This window comes from Paenibacillus mangrovi, from assembly GCF_022898935.1.
Taxonomy (GTDB): domain Bacteria; phylum Bacillota; class Bacilli; order Paenibacillales; family Paenibacillaceae; genus Paenibacillus_AQ; species Paenibacillus_AQ mangrovi.
The window spans coordinates 498,846-517,483 of sequence record NZ_JALIRP010000001.1 but is presented as its reverse complement, the minus strand read 5'-3'; the positions used below and the strand labels follow the sequence as shown (position 1 = coordinate 517,483).

The following is an 18,638-nucleotide window of genomic DNA, read 5'->3' as shown; positions in this document are numbered from 1 at the left end:
CACCTCTAAACCTTATAATACCATAACCCTGCGGCTTGCAGGGGATTAGCCGTTATCCAACGAAGAAAGAGCAAAAAGCAGTCTGAAGGCTACTGCCATTCATCATTTGCGACTGCTCTTTGCTCTTTGTTTGTCCTTGACTATTTACAGGGAGCCGTCAAATTCCAGCCAGTTTCATCTGCTTTAATGCGACTGCAGCAGCCTGCTGCTCGGCTTCTTTTTTGGAGCGGCCCGATCCTCTTCCCACACACTCATTCCCCATATAAACCTCGGAGACAAACTCGCGCTCGTGCGCCGGACCCCGTTCTTCCACGATCCGGTATTCCAGAGCGCCCATATTGTGATGCTGCGTCAGTTCCTGCAGTTCTGTTTTGAAATCGCTCATCTGCAGATTGCCGCCCGCTTCGACGAGCGGAAACACGTATTTTTGCAGAAAAGTACGGGCTGACTCCAGACCTTGATCCAGATACAAAGCTCCGACAAACGATTCAAACACATCCGCAAGCAGGGCCGGGCGGGTACGCCCGCCTGTTAGCTCTTCCCCTTTGCCAAGCAGCACATACTGCCCGAAATCCAGGCTCTCCGCGAACTTCACGAGCGAGGGCTCGCAGACAATGGCCGCGCGCAGCTTCGTCAGCTCACCTTCCGGACGGTTCGGAAAAAGTTGATACAAATATTCGGATACCGTCAGCTCCAGCACGGCATCGCCCAGAAATTCCAGGCGCTCATTATCCTGCTGCTGGCTAAAGCGGTGTTCGTTGACATAAGAAGCGTGGGTAAAGGCCTGTTTCATCAGCAGCCGATTGTGAAATTGGATTTGAAGTTTCTGCTGTAACTGCTTCAGATCTCCACTCAACAAATCGTCCCCTTACTCATCGAATTTTTTAAGAATAATCGTGGCGTTATGACCGCCAAAGCCAAAGGAGTTGGACATAACAACATCCAGCTTCGCATCGCGAGCTTGATTCGGAACATAGTCCAGATCACATTCTGGATCCTGATTGTCCAAATTAATCGTTGGCGCAATTTTTTGATGCTGCAGCGACATTCCGCAAATAACGGCCTCCACACCGCCGGCGGCACCAAGAAGATGGCCGGTCATGGATTTGGTCGAGCTGACAGCTACCTTATAAGCATGATCTCCCAGAGCCTTTTTGATCGCAATAGTTTCGGAACGATCGCCTACCGGCGTCGAAGTACCGTGGGCATTAATATAATCCACATCCTCCGGCTGAAGTCCGGCGTCGCGCAGGGCCATAGTCATGCAGCGTGCCGGTCCGTCAGGATCGGGCTCAGTCATATGATGAGCGTCTCCACTGAGGCCGTAACCGAGCACTTCCGCGATAATATGAGCTCCGCGTTTTTGCGCATGCTCAAGAGATTCCAGAATCAGAATCCCGGCACCTTCACCCATAACAAACCCATCACGCTCCGTGTCAAATGGACGGCTTGCTTTCTCGGGATCATCATTGCGTGTGGACATAGCCCGCATCGCACAGAAACCGGCCATGCCTGTCGGACGGATTGTCGCTTCCGCACCGCCGCAGATCATGACATCGGCATCGCCGCGCTGAATTAGCTTGTACGAATCTCCAATAGCATGTGATCCTGTCGCGCACGCCGTCACTGGTGTCGTATTCGGACCTTTCGCTCCAAGCATGATGGACAGTTGGCCTGAAGCCATATTGGCGATCATCATTGGAATAAAGAAAGGACTGACGCGCTTTGGACCTTTTTCAAGCAATATATTATGCTGGTCTTCCCAAGTTCCCAGTCCGCCAATACCCGAACCAATGGAAACACCTACGCGGTCAGGATCAGCATCCTTCTGGATATCCAGGCCACTGTTCTCCATTGCAGCTTTCCCAGCAGCAACCGCTAACTGAACAAAGCGGTCCATTTTACGAGCTTCCTTGCGATCCATAAATTCTTCAGGATTGAAGTCTTTAATCGAAGCTGCTATTTGTGTAGGGTATTCGCTGACATCGAAGGATTCGATCCGGGAAACGCCGGATTTGCCAGCCATTAAGTTATTCCAAAACGTATCCAGGTCATGGCCGAGTGACGTCATAACGCCCATTCCGGTAACAACCACTCTATGTTTCAAATACACTCACCTCTATATCGACTGCATGTACCAATGTGATATTGTTCCAATGCAATTATATTCATGTTATTCGCGGTTTCACTTTCAAAAAATGAGGAGAAGTCCCGCCTGTATAGCAGTACGGGACTTATCAAATGACTTAGGTATGAGATTGTATGTAATTTACAACTTCACCTACGGTCGTAATTTTCTCTGCATCTTCATCTGAGATTTCCAGATCAAATTCGTCTTCCAATTCCATTACTAGTTCAACAACGTCGAGAGAATCAGCACCAAGATCATCTTTAAAAGATGCTTCCAGTGTTACCTCAGCTTCGTCAGCACCCAAACGATCCACGACGATGCGCTTTACACGCTCCAATACATCGGACATCCGGTTCACCTCCTCTTTGGTATTATACGAGAAAAGTTTTCAAAATGCCAGAGGCGATGAAAACGGTTCTCTTGCAGGCTTTTCAGCCTGTCTGTGGGTATTACATATACATGCCGCCGTCTACATGAAGAGTCTGTCCTGTCATATAGGATGCCCCTTCGGAAGCCAGGAAAACCACAACCTTGGCAATTTCCTCCGGCTGTCCAAGACGGGCAAGCGGAATATCCTGAATCATTTTATCTCTCAGGTCTTCAGAAAGCTCGCGTGTCATGTCGGTGTCAATGAAGCCTGGAGCCACACAGTTGACCGTTATGCCGCGCGAAGCAAGCTCACGCGCAGACGATTTAGTCAAACCGATGACGCCGGCTTTGGCCGCGACATAGTTAGCCTGACCGGCATTGCCAAGCACGCCGACAACCGACGAGATGTTGATGATGCGGCCGTAACGCTGCTTCATCATCGGACGGCTGACAGACTTGAGACAATTAAATACGCCCTTGAGGTTCGTTTCAATGACTTGATCGAACTCTTCCTCTTTCATGCGCATAATCAGGTTGTCTCTGGTAATGCCGGCGTTATTCACCAGAATATCAATCCGGCCGAACACGTTCGCAACCTCTTTGATGAGCTGCTCGGCCTGGTCGGACTGGCCTACATTCGCCTGAATGGCAAACGCTTCAACACCAAGCTGCTTAATTTCCTGGGCTACAGACTGCGCTGCAGCCTCGCTTCCCGAGTAGTTCACGGCAACGTTGGCCCCGGCTTCAGCCAGTGCCAGCGCAATACTGCGGCCGATTCCACGGGATGCTCCGGTTACAAGCGCAGCTTGCCCCTGCAATGGTTTGGACATGCATTATTCTCCTTTCTTCTTGGTATACGGTGTACCTTCATGAAGGTTCTAGAAATTTTCCGATAAGCTCTCCAAAGTATTCACATTGATGAGCTTTACGGTCTTGTCCATTTTCTTGATCAAACCGGTTAATACATTACCCGGTCCGATCTCAACAAATGTATCGACACCTTCAGCGATCAGATACGCAACCGTGTCCTCCCAAAGTACAGGAGAATACACCTGTTCCACCAGAAGTCCGCGGATATGTTCCGCGCTATCGGCCGGACGCGCCGTGACATTGGCCACAACCGGCACGATCGGCTCCTGGAAGGATACAGCCGCAAGCTTGTCGCCGAGGCGCTGCGCAGCCTCCTTCATCAAGGATGAATGGAACGGTCCGCTGACTTCAAGCGGAATGGCTCTCTTGCCGCCAGCTTCCTTGACTCTCTCAGCTGCAGCAGCAACGCCTTCCTTGGATCCGGATACCACGATTTGCCCTGGGCAGTTAATGTTCGCCATTTCAACAAGCTGTCCGCCTTCGGTGATGCTGCGGCAGAGCTCCTCTAGTGCTGCGCGGTCCGCGCCAAGTACAGCTGCCATGGCACCTTGACCACCTGGCACAGCGGCCTCCATATACTCGCCGCGGGCGCGCACAATAGTCACCGCGTCCTCAAAGCTGAGAACTCCTGCTGCAACCAGCGCGCTGTATTCCCCAAGGCTGTGACCCGCCACATAATCCGGGGTTACGCCCTTCTCGCGTAAAGCCGCAAGAGCAGCAACACTCGCTGTAAGCAGCGCAGGTTGTGTATTGTAAGTTTTCTTCAGCTCGCTATCCGGACCCTCAAACATAAGCGAGGACAACGAGAATCCCAGCGCGCGGTCCGCGCTGTCGATCATTTCACGAGAAGCGGGAACCGCCTCGTAAAAATCCTTGCCCATTCCAACGGACTGGGTCCCCTGTCCAGGGAATACAAATGCCGTTTTACCCATCTTACGGCTCCTCTCACTACATATGGTTCAAAAATATATAAATGATTACCAGATCAGAACGGATGCTCCCCAAGTCAGACCGCCGCCAAAACCAACCATCAGCACACAGTCGCCTTCCTTGATGCGTCCCTGCTCGGCCGCTTCGACCAGCGCCAGTGGAATCGAGGCAGCTGAAGTATTCGCGTACTTATCCACATTGACAACGCATTTGTCAGGGGACAGATCAAGTCGTTCCATAGCGGATTGAATGATCCGGATATTAGCCTGGTGAGGTACGAACAAATCGATATCTTCCTTGGTCTTGCCCGCCTTCTTCAGAACTTCCCCCGTAGCCGTGTTCATGACGCGCACTGCGAATTTAAACACTTCGCGACCATTCATATAGATATAATGCTTCTTGCCCTCAACGGACTCTGCAGAGGACGGCATTCTGGAGCCACCGGCTTCGAGTTTCAGCAGGCTGCCTCCAGCCCCTTCAGCGCCAAGATCAAAGGATTGGAAACCGCGGCCTTCCGGCACTTCGCCGAGAATGACAGCACCTGCTCCGTCGCCGAAGAGTACGCAGGTATTGCGGTCCGTGTAATCCGTAATCCGGGACAGACAGTCGGCACCGATGACCAGAGCGTTGTTGTACATACCTGTGCTGATAAAGTTGCGGGCGGCTGCGAGCCCGTATACGAATCCGGAACATGCTGCGGACATATCGAATGCCGCTGCCTGCTTTGCGCCCAGCTTATCCTGCAGGATGCAAGCGGTCGATGGAAAGAATGTATCTGGCGTTACGGTTGCGATGATAATCAGATCCAGCTGATCTGCCGTCATCCCGGCAGATGCCAACGCTTTTACCGCAGCCTCATAACACAAATCGGAAGTAGCCTGATCTGGAGCCGCGATATGCCGTTCCCGGATGCCTGTACGGGATACGATCCACTCATCGTTCGTTTCCACCATTTTCTCGAGGTCAGCATTGGTCAAAATCTTCTCCGGTACATACATCCCTGTGCCAATGATGCCTACTGGCCGTAAATTACTCATATCGTCACTCTCTTCCCGCTGATTTCGTTTGAAATACTTTCAACCAATTGGTTTTCAATCGCGATTCTCGCTTGGCGCACAGAATTTTTAATGGCATTACCATCTGCAGAGCCGTGGCTTTTGACAACGAGTCCGCTGAGACCGAGGAGAGGCGCACCACCATGCTCCTTGTAATCCAGCTTATCCTTGAGTCCGCGTAACTGCGGCATCAGAATGGCTGCACCCAGTTTGCTTTTGAGATTCTGGCTGAACTGTTCCTTCAAAAGCTTGAACAAGGCTCCAGCCGTGCCTTCGATCGACTTGAGCAGGATATTCCCGGCAAATCCGTCGCACACCAGCACATCGCAGTTTCCGCTCATAATATCACGCGCTTCCACATTGCCAACAAAATGGATCGGCATCTGCTCCAGCAGCGGGAACGTATGCTTCGTCAGCTCATTTCCCTTGCCTGGCTCGGTGCCTACGTTGAGCAGACCCACGCGCGGCCGCTCAACGCGCATAACCTTTTGCCGGTACAGGCTGCCCATTAGAGCATATTGTGCAAGATGCTCGGGTTTGGCGTCCATGTTGGCGCCAAGATCGAGCGCCAGTACACCGGCGCCATCCAGCGTCGGGATCATAGGAGCGAGGGCGGGCCGCTCAATGCCTTCCATACGTCCGACAACCAGAAGCCCTGTTGTCATCAGCGCCCCGGTATTGCCGGCTGAGATCATCGCATCGGCCTCTTTTTCTTTAAGCATGCGTCCGGCTACGACCATGGAAGCATCCTTTTTACGCCGCACCGCTTTCACAGGCTCATCTTCAGGCCCGATAACTTCCCCTGCATGTTGAACACTGATATTCGAAGGAACCTGTCCACCATTTTTACTGAGCAAAGGCCCAATCTTGGATTCATCCCCCACCAGAATAATATGTGTATCCTTCCATTCCGCTGCTGCGGCCAAGGCTCCCTCGACATTGCATTCAGGAGCGTTGTCGCCGCCCATGGCGTCGATGGCGATCCGCATACTACATTCCCCCTTCAATGTTATCTTCCCCTGTTGACCGGTAGATGACGAAATTGCCTTGGAACACCATTTCCTCACCCACGTAAGTAAACACTTCTACTTTAGCTTTTCCCTTTTGCCCGTTCATTGATCTTACGTACGCTTTGGCAATACATTTCTCTCCCAAATGAACCTGGCGCAAAAATCGTATATCCGCCGATGCCGTAAGTGCAATCTCATCGTCAATGAGCGCTACCGCCAGCGAGTTCGCTTGGGCGAAGACATAATGTCCACGCGCGATATGGGTTCGGGAGAAGACATGCTCTTCCCGTATTTCAAAAATGGAGATGCCGCTCTTGTCCAGCTGCAGGTCCACGACCTCACCGACCACTTCATCCAGTGGCAGCGAACGCACCTGGTCGTACGAATGCTCGGCCATTTGTTTCATGCGTTCCCGAAGCTCCGGTATTCCGAGTTCCATACGATCCAAACGGATGGTCTGAATGCTGACCTTCAGCTCGCGGGTCAATTCACGGTCCGTCACAAACGGATTTGCTTCAATAAGTTTCAATAGATGCTGATGTCGCTGTTTCTTGGGCAACCGTTCGATCAGAGGCACCTCCTATGCTTTATTTTTTATGAGTCAGGCTTTTGAGGGCCGTCATGGATAGAATGAAAAAGCTCAATTATTCCGTATCTATTTAGAACCTGGTACTAAAACAGTATAAAGCATGACAAGCTAAAAAGAAAGGGCAGACAAAAAAAATAGCACCTCACCATAGATGAAGTACTACTTGATTTTCCGCATTACTGCGAAATAATTTCTCTTGATTTATACGTTCCGCACACTTTGCATACGTGGTGAGCAAGCTTCAATTCTCCGCATTGTTCACATTTCACCATGCCTGGCACCGCCAGTTTAAAGTGAGTACGACGTTTGTCACGACGTGTTTTGGACGTTCTCCGTTGAGGTACTGCCATGTTCCCACCTCCTTATTTCAATAAACCGAAGGCTTTAAACGCCCCGGTAAAATGCTTGCATGCTCATTTGAAAAAGTCTTTTAGCCCCGCAAGCCGTGGATCTACCACTTCCGTGTCGCAGTCGCAGGTGCCTTCATTCAAGTCCGTTCCGCAGTTCGGGCACAGGCCCTTGCAAGTTTCCTTGCATACGACGGTCATCGGAATATGAAGCACGAATGATTCCTCCACATATGGAACAAGATCCACATTCTCTTCATCCACATAAATGGTATCGTCATCCTCGTCCTGAATCTCTTCAGAAGGCTTCACAAGCTTGAACTGCTCGTGGAATGGAATGTTCAGATGCTGTTGCACAGGTTTCAAGCAGCGGGAGCAAGACATGTCCAGCTCTACAGAGAGCTTTCCATGCACATCTACCGTATCTTGACCGACATAAGCTGCCTTCAGCTCCGCAAGAAGCGGCTGAGGTACCTTGATATCGCCAAGTCCTTGAACTAAACGGCTTACATCCACTTGCTGACGGACCTGCAGCGGCTCGCTGCTGGCTGCCATTTTTCTAAATTGAAAGTGCATATATATCACTCCAAACAAACAAAAATTATTATACCGATTTACGGGAAGCTTTGTCAATAGTTTGACCTTTACTTGCCACAATAGTTATTGTTGCAGGGATGGCAAACTTTTATGATAAGATGAAAGAATCAACATACGGATGGAGTTGAACATTCTGTGTCAGCTGTCGGATTAATCGTCGAATACAACCCTTTACATAACGGTCATGTCCATCATTATACCAGAGCCAAAGAAATTTCGGGCGCAGAATATTCCGTAGCTATTCTAAGCGGTCCTTTCCTTCAGCGCGGCGAGCCTGGAATCGTAAGCAAATTTGCACGGGCGGAAATGGCACTTGCCATGGGAGCGGATCTTGTGATCGAGCTTCCGGCAGCTTATGCGACCCAGCCCGCGGAATGGTTTGCGTACGGCGGTGTCGCCCTTCTCCATGCTACAGGCGTCGTGGACAGCCTCTGCTTCGGAACGGAAAGCGGCACGCTCGATCTGCTGCTTCCTCTCTCCCACACACTCGCGGAGGAAAGCCCGGAACTGCAGGAGCGGATCAGCTTTCATTTGCGCGAAGGGATGAATTACCCTGCTGCATACAGTAGGGCTGCCGCCGCGGCGGCCGGGTTCCCGGGCGAGGAGAGCGAGGTTCTTCAGGTGCTCCAGAAGCCTAACCATACGCTCGGCCTGCATTATCTAATTGCCTTGAACCGTTTGAAAAGTCCGATCCGCCCTTTTACCATTCCAAGAATTCATGCCGGATATCATGACGAAATGCCAGCCCACTCGGCTGTTGCCAGCGCTACGGCTGTCCGCCGCATGCTGCTTACGCAGGATTTGAGCGCGGCAGCACCTTATTTGCCAGAGTCCACGCTCAGCATACTTAGCCGTGAATTCCGCGAAGGCCGCGGGCCTGTAACCTGGGATTCCTTCCGCGGGGTGCTGATGCATCTGCTTCTCACCAGCTCTCCGCAGGATCTCGCAAGCCTCCATGAGGTCACAGAAGGGCTGGAACACCGCCTGCAGCGTCTCATCTACACCTTGAAGGAACCGAAGGTAGACGAGCTGCTGCAGGCGCTGAAGACCAAACGCTACACGCATACGAAGCTGCAGCGGATGCTAGCCCACATTCTGCTGCGCCATACCAAAGCTCAAATGTCTCCTTCTGCCCTTGCCCATGGTCCCGGATATCTGCGTGTACTTGGATTCAGTAGAGGCGGGCAAATGCTTCTGAAAAAAATGAAGAAGACGGCCTCTCTGCCTGTAATCGTCAAGCCGTCTTCATTCGAGCATCCTCAGCTGGAGCTGGACCTCAGAGCTTCCGCCGCTTACGCCAATGCCTTTCCGAGCCCTGAGATGCACAGCATATTCAGAGATTACTTGGAAGCCCCGATCCGATTATTCAATTAAGATTTGGCCTGCAGGCCGTCCATATAATGAATGGCGTCCTCCAGCGTACTCACCGGCACGAGCTTCATGTCGGTTTTTATTTTATCGGCCTTGGCTTTGGCTTCCTCGTAATTATCCTTGGGAACAAAAAAGATTTCTGCATGCTTCCGGTCGGCGGCGACGATTTTATGCTGAACTCCGCCAATCGGGCCCACGTTACCGTTTTTATCGATCGTTCCTGTTCCGGCAACCTGATAGCCTTTGGTCAGATCGCCCTCCGTTAGCTGGTTGTAAATCTCCATCGTAAACATAAGTCCTGCTGAGGGTCCACCGACGCGGGTATTTTCAAAATTCACCTGCAGACCTGGATCCTTTGATTCCACTTTTTGCATCGTAGCAATGGTCACTCCGAGCCCCGGACGGGTCTGATTTGTATCCTTGTCCTTAATCTCGATCAGATTCACTTTTTCCTCCAGCGTTTTATCGCCGCGGATTAGCTTCACGGTGACCTGATCTCCCACCTTTTTCGTATTAAGAATCTTTATCAAGCTCTCGTTGTCCGTTACCGGCTTACCATCTACCTCAAGAAGCTTGTCGCCGGGCTTGAAATTTTTCCGTGCTTCGTCACCCTCTGGTGTAGAGAAAACAAACAAATACTGGGGTACGATGCTGTATGGAACATCAGCCTCATGGTATGCCGCTTCCATCGCAGAAGATTGCGAATCGCTCATGAGATACACTTGTTCTGCAGCATATTCATCCTCGCTTTTGTCGCCGAGCCTCTCCTGCTTTTTAGTGATTTCGGCATTTGGATTAAAAGCCGCAGCTACAAGCATGACAAGATTGGCGTAGCTGGCCGATACGGTTGTCATCATAAATGTACCTTTTTCTTCCTGATCCCCTTTTTGCACCGAAAGCATCGGTTTAACCACATCCGCGCTTCCCGGCTGGTAGATCATATACGGAGTTGGCATATAAACCGTTACGTACACCAGTAGGACTACCATGAAAAGGTAGAGGACCAGGCGTAGGCCTTCCCTTTTTTTCGATTGCTGCATCTTATTCCCTTCTCTCATTCCCATCCTGCTCCCTGGTCTTATGGTTGTCTTACCCGCATAGATTGGGTACTAGTTATGTTTACTCAGAAGAGGTGAAATCATGAAAAAAAAAGCTCCTCTCCACTTCACGCTCGTTTCCACATTTCTGCTTGGCGCGGGCGCACTTACGCTCGTGGCCTCCATTGTCAGTTCCCCTGCCCCCGCATTTCAGGCTTCTCTCCAGGGTCTTCAGCTATGGTGGCAGATTGTATTTCCGGCGCTGCTTCCTTTTCTTGTATTGTCTGAAATGCTTATTGCATATGGCTGGGTGCATGCCCTTGGGACATGGCTTGAACCGCTGATGAACCGGCTTTTCAAGCTCCCTGGAATCGGCGGCTGGGTGCTCGCAATGGGCATGACGACCGGCTTTCCCGGAGGCGCCCAGGCGGCAAGGCAGCTGTACGATCAAGGAGATTTGAGCGCCAAGGACACGAATAAACTCGCGGCACTTGCCCACTTCTGCAATCCCATGCTTATACTGATCGTGATTGCAACGGGATTGATGCATGAGCCGGCGGCTGGATATATCGCCCTTGCAGTGCACTGGTTATCCGGATTGCTAGCTTTTTTGCTTGCGGGCCGGATCGGAAAAACTTCAGCAGGCGGCTCTGTCCATCAGGCTCCTGATAAGAAATCTAAAGGCAAGAAAGGCCGCTCCCTGGTTCACCGCTCTCTGGATTCAGCCAAGCAGGCACGTGCCAAGGACGGCCGCAGCTTCGGCAGACTGCTGGGAGATTCCGTTACGAATGCCGTTCAGACCTTGATGATGGTCGGTGGATATATCATCATTTTTGCAGTTGTCATTCAGATTGCCAGCCGGTTTCTTCACGGATACTTCCCAGCCTACTGGCTTTCTGGGTTGTTTGAAGTGCATCTCGGAGCACGGGAAGCCAGCACAGCGGCGTTCTCCTCAGACAGGCTGCAATGGTCCGTCATCTCGGCCCTGCTGGGGCTCAGCGGCATCAGCGCTCTATTGCAATCCATGTCGGTTCTCCGCAAAGCCGGCAGTCACTGGCTTCGTTTCGCGCTGATTCGCCTTCTCCACGGCGCGATCGCTTTTGCTGCAACCTGGCTTGTTTGGCCTTTTACCTTATATCTCCCGAAAAACACAAGCTTGGCATACAACAACCGCGGGGATCTTCCAGCTGATATAAACGGAAGCTTCACCCTCTGGAAAGCTGTACCGAAGCTCCTTGAGTGGCAGGGTATTCTGCTGATCATCATGCTCGGAAGTTCCCTTTTGTTTATGCTGACGCGTTTTTACCGGAAAAGTCCCCGTTAATTAATTGTTGTATTTCAAGCGCAGTGCTTTTTCCACCTCAGGAGGAACCAGATCCTTCACATCGCCCTGAAAAGCCGCAATCTCTTTAACAATACTGGAGCTTACATAGGAATACTTGAGATTCGTCATCATAAAGACGGTTTCGGCATCAGGATTCAATTTATGGTTCGTCGACGCCATTTGGAATTCATACTCAAAATCCGTTAAGGACCGCACACCACGGACAATCGCCTGCGCGTTCCGGTGCTTCACGTAGTTCGCGGTCAAATCCCGGAAGCTGTCCACTTCCACGTTCGGAAGATGGGCAGTCACCTGACGGATTAGATCCATACGTTCTTCAATTGAAAAAAGCGGCTGCTTGCTGCGATTGTTAAGCACGGCCACGATAAGCACATCAAACTGCCTTGCCGCTCGCTGGATGATGTCCAGATGACCCATGGTGACTGGATCGAAGCTGCCTGGATATACAGCCACCCGTTTATTCTCTGACATCTTGATCTTCCTCCCCGGCGGCTTCGTCTTCGGACAAGGCCGCTTCGATATCGTTGTATTTATAAATGGAAACCGCCGTTTCCCCGTACACCGCATGCCGAATACAAGAAAAGAGGCCGAATTCACTTGGATATTCATAGCCGGATTCATGTTCAAGAACGATCGTTGCGCCGTCTTTGAGCATACCTTGTTCATGCATGATGTCCATTAGCTTGTCCCCATTCTTCATCCGGTACGGCGGGTCCAGAAATATAACATCCAGCGATACTTCGCGTTTGGCCAATACCTTAAGCGCACGCTCCGCTTCATTGCGGTACACCTCGGCCTGTCCCTCCAGCTTGGTTGCCTTCAGATTGGCGCGGACGGTTTCAATGCTTTTTGGATCCATATCAATAAAAATAGCCTTGTCCATGCCTCTGCTTAAGGCTTCAATCGCCAATCCGCCTGTGCCAGCAAACAAATCCAGCGCCGTACCCCCGTCAAAAAAGGGACCAATCATGCTGAAAATTGCTTCTTTGACCTTATCCGTTGTAGGCCGCGTACCCATACCTGGGACCGGTTTTAGCGGTCTGCCTTTAGCGCTGCCCGATACCACTCTCATGTTATGCTCACCCATTCTAAGTATAAAAATCGTTGTCCATATTCATTAGATAAAATCATATGAATACTGTCTATTTCTGACGATTATCGTACCACAACCAACCCGAATTTGAAAAATGGAGACTCGGTCATCTAATTTTGGCAAGGGATGTATAAAACGGCTTATCCGGGGAATGCTTTAACTATCGACATCAAAAGAATGTCGTAGACAACCGCGGAAAGCTTACGTTTCCCCATAAGCTCTTCGTCCGGTTTCTCCTCTCCCATGAAAGGGCGTCCCGAAAGGGGCGCCCGATTTTATGTTCCTAAAAACTTTTTTACACAAATGCGTAAAAGCGTGATAGTATAAAAGCATGGCAATATCTTAATGAATATGCCAACAATTTCATCCTTGGAGGTGTTAAGAATGGCGACAATCATTCTGTACACGGCTTACTTGCTCGTTCCTGTGCTTAGCTTTCTGTTTATGTTCAATCTGCTCGACAACAACAATAAGAAGAGAACACAATATTCCGTCTACTATTCGTCCCTGATGTCGGCATTCTGCCTCATTGTGTTCTTGTCGGGACAATCATAAGGTCTCATAACGACTTTTAAATATTGAACATGTATCAGGGGCTGGATATCCAGCCCCTTTATTTGTGCTTGCATTTGATAGATCCGAGTACGTTCCTTCTCTTTTCTCTCCAGTAGAGGTACAATCATTGAACATACTTGAATGGGAATGTGCATATCCCACACTCAAAAGAAGCAATTTTAAAAAGGCAGCTGACAAACATGATCATTCACTTGACATATCGTTCTAGCGAATACAACGTAAAAGGTTATCTTTCTCTTCCATATGGCTATACGCTTGACCTCGATAAGCTGAAGGCTCAGGTTCACCAGCTCTATGGCAAAACGGAAATGCCAATGACGGTTATCACGAACAATATCGATCCGGAACAGAAGAATATCACCGAACGGAAGTGGCCTGTTCTCATCTATTGTCGAGGGGGAATCGGCAGAGTCGGCCAGGTGAAAATCGAATGGCTCGAGCGGTTCTCGCGCAGCGGATTTATCGTCTTTGCCCCCACTTACCGCGGTACGCAGGGTGGAGAAGGCCGGGATGAGTTCGGCGGTGGGGACATGGAGGATGTTCCGGCCGCCTGCCGTTTGCTGGCAAGCCTACCTTTTGTCGATCGGGACCACATTGCGGCGATGGGTTTCTCCCGTGGCTCCATAAATGCGGCCTTTACGGCAGCGGAAACATCATACCTCTCGCAGCTTGTCCTTTGGGGCGGCGTTTCAGACCTTTCCCGTACCTATGAGGAACGGATCGATCTGCGCCGGATGCTGAAAAGGGTCGTCGGAAATCCGAACAAATATCCGGACATATACGAGGCACGTTCTCCGATCTGCATGGCTGAACGTATACACTGTCCGGTACTGATTATTCACGGCAGCGAAGATGCGCAGGTTCATAACAGCCATGGTCTCCGCATGTACGAACGGCTGAAAGAACTAGGCAAGGATGTTGATCTCCATTGGTATGAAGGATATGGCCATCATATGCCTGTTGAAGTTCATATAAAAGCTATTGAAAGGATGTTTACGTGGATTCGGAACCACTGAGCCTTGCACAAAAGAATGGCATCTCCGGCGGTATCTGGCCGTGCAGCCAAACTCCTCAATCCATGGATGTTCGTCCGGAGGCACAGCCTGGGATGTGCTCTGTCCGCCACTCCTGTCCATTTGATTCCATGAAAACAAAACGCCAAAGTTAGCGCTTAAATAAAATCAAACAATGCTGCGCAACCTGATGATAATAATCCGTTCTTGCATATAAATAAAATATCCACATATATTAAAGCGGCGGAATCCCGGCGCCGCTTGACTGTGTTGCTGCAAGAAGGTTTAGTGGCGGCAGCGGGTGATCAGTGGAGTACCGCAGAATAATCTGACGGACTGGCCTCTGCGAAGACGAATTACACGATTACGTGCGAATGAATGTCTCTTCATAAGACTCCCTCCTTTCTAGCATTAGTAGATGTGAGAGTTAAAAATTTGTAACGGTATTTTGTCTAGATTGTCATAAATTGTTTATGTATTCCATTCTGGTTCCGCTTCTGATAGACTTCAATTTGTATCATGCTTTAGAGAAAGGGGGATGAAGTTGCAGCCCAGATCGCCTTTAAAGGTAATTTGCATGATGATTGCTGCGTGCTTACTGCTGGCTTCCTGTTCGCGGAATACAGATCCAGCCAAAGTCAACGCAGCGCAGAAAAAGGACGTCTGGTCCAATGCTGAAGTCACCCGTGAGAACGTTAAGCAAGTTCTTGTCGACGTATCCGGCGAAGGAGTCATGAACGTTGCACAGGCCAAAGACATCCAGCTTCAGGGAGCAAACAATAAAACAGTCACTGTGGACCTGAAGCATGATGCGGCGAGCCCGGACCAATGGATGATGGATGCGGCAAATACACTTTTGGCCTACAGCCAAATTCTGTTTGAAAATGACGGTATAGGTACGGTGGAGGTTTGCCTGTATGGTAATCCTGACCCGGCAAACGGGAAAAACACCAGTAAAGAGCTGGTTAGAATCGCAGTGAACCGCGTGGACTGGAAAAAGGGTGAAGCCGCTATGAAGACTCCAGTGGAAAATTACGCAGATGTCTTCAAACATGCAAGCTGGTACAAAATCCACCCTCATCTATATAAGTCACTTCAACACAAGGACCAGTTAAAAATGAAAGCTTACCAAAAATAGCAGATGACAAAATAAACGGATACGCCTAAAAACAGGCGTATCCGTTTTCCATGTTCACCCAGCATGGGCGTCGTCTCTTTAAAGTCAGGATACTGGAAATGTCCATATCCGCTCACAATATTACTTATTTATACCCGGAAACTCTTGCTTTCTTGAACGAATGTGATTCCTCTTGGGTTCATGTATAGATTCAGCTTCCGCACAACCTGACAGTGCAGTGCATTCCCGGAAAGCGAACTGCTTACAGCCTGCGCATTGCGCCCTGTTTAGCTTGGTTAAGGCATATTGGATCGCGTCACCGGTATTATCGAAGAATCGATCCGCCCCAATTAAGTTGTCCAGCCCTGTTTTGCGCAGTACCTCGCGCGGTTGATCCTGAATTTCCGAAATGATGATTATACCGCCATGTTTCTTAAAATGCTTCACAAGGCTGGCAAAGTTGGATTCACCGGTTGTATCCATATAGAGCACATTATCCATTTTGAGAATGAGCACCTTTGGCTTGTAGTTGATTTCATCCATAATTGCCTGTTCAAACATGCGGGCCACACCGAAGAACAGAGCTCCATCAACTGTGTAGATGCTGATCTGAGGGCAGTTACGGTGCTCACCCACCATATTGGCAGATACTCGGGCGTTGATATCCGATGGATCCGGAAGAACTTTTTTCGTAACAAGAAGGCTGCTCATATGTTTCACAAACAGGATGGCCGAAAGTAGAAGGCCCATTTCTACGGCAATCGTCAGATCGGCAAAAATGGTGAGCACACATGTAATGACCAGAACGATAGAATCTGCAGTCCGGGTTTTGAGCATATGGGCAAATTCTTTTCGTTCACTCATGTTCCAGGCGACGAGCATCAGAACTGGAGCCATGCTCGCCAAAGGAATCATAGAGGCGTAAGGCGCGAACAGCATCAACACGAGCAGGACGACAATACCATGAACAACACCGGAAATGGGCGAAACAGCACCGCTTTTAATATTTGTAGCCGTTCTTGCAATCGCACCCGTGGCCGGAATCCCCCCAAATAGAGGGGTGACCATATTGGCGATACCTTGACCCATCAGCTCCCGGTTGCTGTTGTGCCGGGTTCCCGTCATACCATCAGCAACAACGGCTGACATCAGGGATTCAATGCCTCCGAGCATAGCGATTGTAAAAGCAGGCTTGATCAGCGTCTGCAAATGCTCTATCGACAGTTCTGGGATATGAAGCGAAGGCAGGCTGTTTGAAATGGCTCCATAGGTGGAACCAATCGTTTGAACCTTGCCTGGATAGAACAATAAAGCCACTATGGTTGAGACGAGCAAACCGATCAAGGAAGCAGGTACCTTAGGAAACCATTTGGGAATTATAATCAAAATGACAAGACAGATTATGGCTGTAAGTATGCTTAATGGGTTTATCGTTGAAAAATGAAGTACAATTTGTTTCATACTAGAGAAAAAGTTCTCTGTTTTCTCCAAACCCCGCAGCCCCAAAAAGTTAGCAATCTGTCCACAAAAGATCGTGACGGCGATGCCTGTTGTAAATCCTATAGTTACCGGGCGCGGAATGAACTTAATGACACCGCCGAGCTTAAATAGTCCCATCAGGAACAGCATAACGCCCGCCATAAAGCCGGCGATCAGCAGGTCTTCATAACCGTATTGCATCACAATCGCAAAAAGAATAGGAATGAACGCACCTGTGGGACCACCGATTTGAAACTTGGAGCCGCCGAACAGGGAAATCAGGATGCCTGCAATAATCGTGGTGTACAAGCCGTATTCCGGCTTCACTCCAGAGGCAATTGCAAACCCCATTCCTAGCGGAATGGCGACAATACCGACAATTAACCCGGACATCATGTCTTTTTGTAATGCTTGCAAGCTATAATTTTGGAATCTGCTGTCTCCAAACCATTTCATTTTAATAATTCACCTTTATTCTGAATATTTGATTATTTGAATATATAGAATTTTAAAGGTGTGCTATGTGGATGTCAATTTACCGTTAGCCCTTGAAAAACACAAAAACAGAAGCATAGGAAGCCTAAGGCCCCTCTTTACTTCTGTTCTCGCAGCTTTATTACTTTTTATTAAATGGAAAATGTTCTTAGCTCTTCAGTGAAGGCTCGTCAGCAGACGTTTTTTTTATATTTTCCAGCATGCTGATTGCATTAATCAGATGATTGTCAAATATTTGCTTGGCTACTCCCAGCAGATCCTTAATGAGCGGATCCGTTAAGGAGTAAATGACAGAAGTACCGTCCTTTCGCCCGATGACCACATTTTTATTCCGCAGTACGGCCAGCTGCTGGGATACGGCAGATCCTTCACTTCCAAGTAGGGATTGTATCTCGTTTACGGTTTTGTCTCCTTCGCACAACACTTCCAAAATCCGAATCCGCAGCGGGTGTGCCAGTGCTTTAAAGAAATCGGCTTTAAACTGCTGTATTTCCTGAATCATCACGCTCGCTCCTACATTTTCATCATTAATATATAGATATTTTATCACAGTTCCTAATGATGGACTAATCCAGAACATAAATAACGCCCTTAACCTCTCCTACTGGAAAGATCAAGGGCGAACGACTTTTTACGGTTCCCTTATAGCATACTCATGGTTACACCAATGAAATAAGGAATGAGCCATAGAATCCATACGATCAAGCTGAAACGATGGAAGTTATGCTGTGCTTTCGCACTTCCTTTCCATTTGACAAGAAACGCCCATACCGCGTGGATAAGCATAAGAATCAGTGCTACACCGCCTGTTATTGCATGAACAATATTTCCGCCATTCGTAGCCAAAGAGCTCATGAGTGTTGTTCCTGTCGTATCGCAAATCAATCCGAACAGGAAAAATATAAGATGTTTATTTTGAAGCGTACTCGAACGCTTCTCCCCCCATACGCCGATCGTGTAAAATACAAGTGCTAAATTGATAAAAATAATCGCAGCTGCTAGCATATGTGTTCACCTCAAGTTAGTATAGTATTTTCTTTTGTGAGTACATAGTATCAGCGCATTATGAACGCAGTATGAACAGAACATTACTTTTCACGCGATGATAGCGAGATACAACCAATTTGACGTTCACCCGGGGATAATTGACGTACATCCAAGGTGTTGCTACAATGGTTCACGGAAACAAGTGAAATTATTCACAAATTTAATTA

The 18,638-nt window shown here is 49.2% G+C and carries 21 protein-coding genes; 5 read left to right on the top strand and 16 right to left on the bottom strand.

All coding sequences use genetic code 11. The annotated features are described in order from the left end of the window. Window positions 1-157: 157 nt before the first annotated feature. From rnc to MUG84_RS02230, 10 genes are all read right to left on the bottom strand, one after another. Window positions 158-856 (bottom strand): ribonuclease III, encoded by a 699-nt coding sequence (gene rnc / locus MUG84_RS02275; RefSeq protein ID WP_244719055.1) that lies wholly within the window; start codon window positions 854-856, stop codon window positions 158-160. Between the two features lie 12 nt (window positions 857-868). After that, window positions 869-2,107, bottom strand: a complete 1,239-nt coding sequence (gene fabF, locus MUG84_RS02270; RefSeq protein WP_244719052.1) for a beta-ketoacyl-ACP synthase II — start codon at window positions 2,105-2,107, stop codon at window positions 869-871. Window positions 2,108-2,246: 139 nt separating this feature from the next. After that, window positions 2,247-2,480, bottom strand: a complete 234-nt coding sequence (acpP, locus tag MUG84_RS02265; RefSeq protein ID WP_019638123.1) for an acyl carrier protein — start codon at window positions 2,478-2,480, stop codon at window positions 2,247-2,249. 100 nt (window positions 2,481-2,580) lie between these two features. Beyond that, window positions 2,581-3,330, bottom strand: coding sequence for a 3-oxoacyl-[acyl-carrier-protein] reductase (gene fabG, locus MUG84_RS02260; RefSeq protein ID WP_244718996.1), 750 nt, complete (start codon window positions 3,328-3,330; stop codon window positions 2,581-2,583). A 48-nt stretch (window positions 3,331-3,378) separates the two neighbouring features. After that, the gene (gene fabD, locus MUG84_RS02255; protein WP_244718994.1) at window positions 3,379-4,302 is read right to left on the bottom strand and encodes an ACP S-malonyltransferase; all 924 of its coding nucleotides are present in this window, start codon (window positions 4,300-4,302) and stop codon (window positions 3,379-3,381) included. Between the two features lie 45 nt (window positions 4,303-4,347). After that, on the bottom strand, window positions 4,348-5,337 hold the full coding sequence (locus tag MUG84_RS02250) for a beta-ketoacyl-ACP synthase III (RefSeq protein WP_244718991.1): 990 nt from the start codon (window positions 5,335-5,337) through the stop codon (window positions 4,348-4,350). Then, the gene (gene plsX, locus MUG84_RS02245; RefSeq protein WP_244718988.1) at window positions 5,334-6,344 is read right to left on the bottom strand and encodes a phosphate acyltransferase PlsX; all 1,011 of its coding nucleotides are present in this window, start codon (window positions 6,342-6,344) and stop codon (window positions 5,334-5,336) included. Before plsX ends, MUG84_RS02250 begins: the two co-directional genes overlap by 4 nt. 1 nt (window position 6,345) lies before the next feature. After that, the gene (gene fapR, locus MUG84_RS02240; RefSeq protein ID WP_244718985.1) at window positions 6,346-6,924 is read right to left on the bottom strand and encodes a transcription factor FapR; all 579 of its coding nucleotides are present in this window, start codon (window positions 6,922-6,924) and stop codon (window positions 6,346-6,348) included. A 206-nt stretch (window positions 6,925-7,130) separates the two neighbouring features. Further along, complete coding sequence (gene rpmF, locus MUG84_RS02235; protein WP_036645943.1) at window positions 7,131-7,304, bottom strand: 50S ribosomal protein L32; 174 nt, start codon at window positions 7,302-7,304, stop codon at window positions 7,131-7,133. 63 nt (window positions 7,305-7,367) lie between these two features. After that, window positions 7,368-7,877, bottom strand: a complete 510-nt coding sequence (locus tag MUG84_RS02230) for a YceD family protein (RefSeq protein WP_244718982.1) — start codon at window positions 7,875-7,877, stop codon at window positions 7,368-7,370. Between the two features lie 156 nt (window positions 7,878-8,033). Here MUG84_RS02230 and MUG84_RS02225 point away from each other — a divergent pair, with 156 nt between their 5' ends. Further along, window positions 8,034-9,272: a nucleotidyltransferase gene (locus tag MUG84_RS02225; protein WP_244718979.1), complete on the top strand. Its 1,239-nt coding sequence runs from the start codon at window positions 8,034-8,036 to the stop codon at window positions 9,270-9,272. On the opposite strand, the gene MUG84_RS02220 is transcribed toward MUG84_RS02225, so the two are convergent. Continuing rightward, window positions 9,269-10,309 carry a SepM family pheromone-processing serine protease gene (locus MUG84_RS02220; protein ID WP_244718976.1) on the bottom strand — a complete coding sequence of 347 codons (1,041 nt, stop codon included), beginning with the start codon at window positions 10,307-10,309 and terminating at the stop codon, window positions 9,269-9,271. The two genes, MUG84_RS02225 and MUG84_RS02220, sit on opposite strands and share 4 nt — an antisense overlap. A 100-nt stretch (window positions 10,310-10,409) precedes the next feature. On the opposite strand from MUG84_RS02220, the gene MUG84_RS02215 reads away from it, so the two are divergent. Then, complete coding sequence (locus tag MUG84_RS02215) at window positions 10,410-11,630, top strand: nucleoside recognition domain-containing protein (protein WP_244718973.1); 1,221 nt, start codon at window positions 10,410-10,412, stop codon at window positions 11,628-11,630. On the opposite strand, the gene coaD is transcribed toward MUG84_RS02215, so the two are convergent. After that, entirely contained in the window at window positions 11,631-12,122 is a 492-nt protein-coding gene (coaD, locus tag MUG84_RS02210) for a pantetheine-phosphate adenylyltransferase (protein WP_244718970.1), read from the bottom strand. Beyond that, on the bottom strand, window positions 12,109-12,723 hold the full coding sequence (gene rsmD, locus MUG84_RS02205; protein ID WP_244718967.1) for a 16S rRNA (guanine(966)-N(2))-methyltransferase RsmD: 615 nt from the start codon (window positions 12,721-12,723) through the stop codon (window positions 12,109-12,111). Before rsmD ends, coaD begins: the two co-directional genes overlap by 14 nt. Window positions 12,724-13,128: 405 nt before the next feature. On the opposite strand from rsmD, the gene MUG84_RS02200 reads away from it, so the two are divergent. The 3 genes from MUG84_RS02200 to MUG84_RS02185 all read left to right on the top strand — a co-directional run bounded on the left by MUG84_RS02200 (window position 13,129) and on the right by MUG84_RS02185 (window position 15,471). After that, the gene (locus tag MUG84_RS02200; protein ID WP_244718964.1) at window positions 13,129-13,299 is read left to right on the top strand and encodes a hypothetical protein; all 171 of its coding nucleotides are present in this window, start codon (window positions 13,129-13,131) and stop codon (window positions 13,297-13,299) included. Between the two features lie 200 nt (window positions 13,300-13,499). Beyond that, window positions 13,500-14,336 carry an alpha/beta hydrolase family protein gene (locus MUG84_RS02195; RefSeq protein ID WP_244718961.1) on the top strand — a complete coding sequence of 279 codons (837 nt, stop codon included), beginning with the start codon at window positions 13,500-13,502 and terminating at the stop codon, window positions 14,334-14,336. A 541-nt stretch (window positions 14,337-14,877) separates the two neighbouring features. Then, window positions 14,878-15,471 (top strand): hypothetical protein, encoded by a 594-nt coding sequence (locus MUG84_RS02185; RefSeq protein ID WP_244718958.1) that lies wholly within the window; start codon window positions 14,878-14,880, stop codon window positions 15,469-15,471. Between the two features lie 120 nt (window positions 15,472-15,591). Here the strand turns inward: MUG84_RS02185 and MUG84_RS02180 are convergent, their stop codons facing one another. From MUG84_RS02180 to MUG84_RS02170, 3 genes are all read right to left on the bottom strand, one after another. Then, window positions 15,592-17,385 carry a SulP family inorganic anion transporter gene (locus MUG84_RS02180; protein ID WP_244718955.1) on the bottom strand — a complete coding sequence of 598 codons (1,794 nt, stop codon included), beginning with the start codon at window positions 17,383-17,385 and terminating at the stop codon, window positions 15,592-15,594. A 187-nt stretch (window positions 17,386-17,572) separates the two neighbouring features. Then, window positions 17,573-17,926 carry an ArsR/SmtB family transcription factor gene (locus MUG84_RS02175; RefSeq protein ID WP_244718950.1) on the bottom strand — a complete coding sequence of 118 codons (354 nt, stop codon included), beginning with the start codon at window positions 17,924-17,926 and terminating at the stop codon, window positions 17,573-17,575. A 140-nt stretch (window positions 17,927-18,066) separates the two neighbouring features. Next, window positions 18,067-18,429: an HsmA family protein gene (locus MUG84_RS02170; RefSeq protein WP_244718946.1), complete on the bottom strand. Its 363-nt coding sequence runs from the start codon at window positions 18,427-18,429 to the stop codon at window positions 18,067-18,069. Window positions 18,430-18,638: the final 209 nt, after the last annotated feature.

What these genes read in the sequence shown, in the direction of transcription:
- MUG84_RS02220 (WP_244718976.1), bottom strand. Translation starts at nt 10,309, where the DNA reads ATGCAGCAATCGAAAAAAAGGGAAGGCCTACGCCTGGTCCTCTACCTT.
- plsX (WP_244718988.1), bottom strand. Translation starts at nt 6,344, where the DNA reads ATGCGGATCGCCATCGACGCCATGGGCGGCGACAACGCTCCTGAATGC.
- MUG84_RS02170 (WP_244718946.1), bottom strand. Translation starts at nt 18,429, where the DNA reads ATGCTAGCAGCTGCGATTATTTTTATCAATTTAGCACTTGTATTTTAC.
- rpmF (WP_036645943.1), bottom strand. Translation starts at nt 7,304, where the DNA reads ATGGCAGTACCTCAACGGAGAACGTCCAAAACACGTCGTGACAAACGT.
- fabD (WP_244718994.1), bottom strand. Translation starts at nt 4,302, where the DNA reads ATGGGTAAAACGGCATTTGTATTCCCTGGACAGGGGACCCAGTCCGTT.
- rsmD (WP_244718967.1), bottom strand. Translation starts at nt 12,723, where the DNA reads ATGAGAGTGGTATCGGGCAGCGCTAAAGGCAGACCGCTAAAACCGGTC.
- MUG84_RS02180 (WP_244718955.1), bottom strand. Translation starts at nt 17,385, where the DNA reads ATGAAATGGTTTGGAGACAGCAGATTCCAAAATTATAGCTTGCAAGCA.
- MUG84_RS02175 (WP_244718950.1), bottom strand. Translation starts at nt 17,926, where the DNA reads ATGATTCAGGAAATACAGCAGTTTAAAGCCGATTTCTTTAAAGCACTG.
- MUG84_RS02195 (WP_244718961.1), top strand. Translation starts at nt 13,500, where the DNA reads ATGATCATTCACTTGACATATCGTTCTAGCGAATACAACGTAAAAGGT.
- acpP (WP_019638123.1), bottom strand. Translation starts at nt 2,480, where the DNA reads ATGTCCGATGTATTGGAGCGTGTAAAGCGCATCGTCGTGGATCGTTTG.
- coaD (WP_244718970.1), bottom strand. Translation starts at nt 12,122, where the DNA reads ATGTCAGAGAATAAACGGGTGGCTGTATATCCAGGCAGCTTCGATCCA.
- MUG84_RS02230 (WP_244718982.1), bottom strand. Translation starts at nt 7,877, where the DNA reads ATGCACTTTCAATTTAGAAAAATGGCAGCCAGCAGCGAGCCGCTGCAG.
- MUG84_RS02250 (WP_244718991.1), bottom strand. Translation starts at nt 5,337, where the DNA reads ATGAGTAATTTACGGCCAGTAGGCATCATTGGCACAGGGATGTATGTA.
- MUG84_RS02215 (WP_244718973.1), top strand. Translation starts at nt 10,410, where the DNA reads ATGAAAAAAAAAGCTCCTCTCCACTTCACGCTCGTTTCCACATTTCTG.
- MUG84_RS02200 (WP_244718964.1), top strand. Translation starts at nt 13,129, where the DNA reads ATGGCGACAATCATTCTGTACACGGCTTACTTGCTCGTTCCTGTGCTT.
- fabG (WP_244718996.1), bottom strand. Translation starts at nt 3,330, where the DNA reads ATGTCCAAACCATTGCAGGGGCAAGCTGCGCTTGTAACCGGAGCATCC.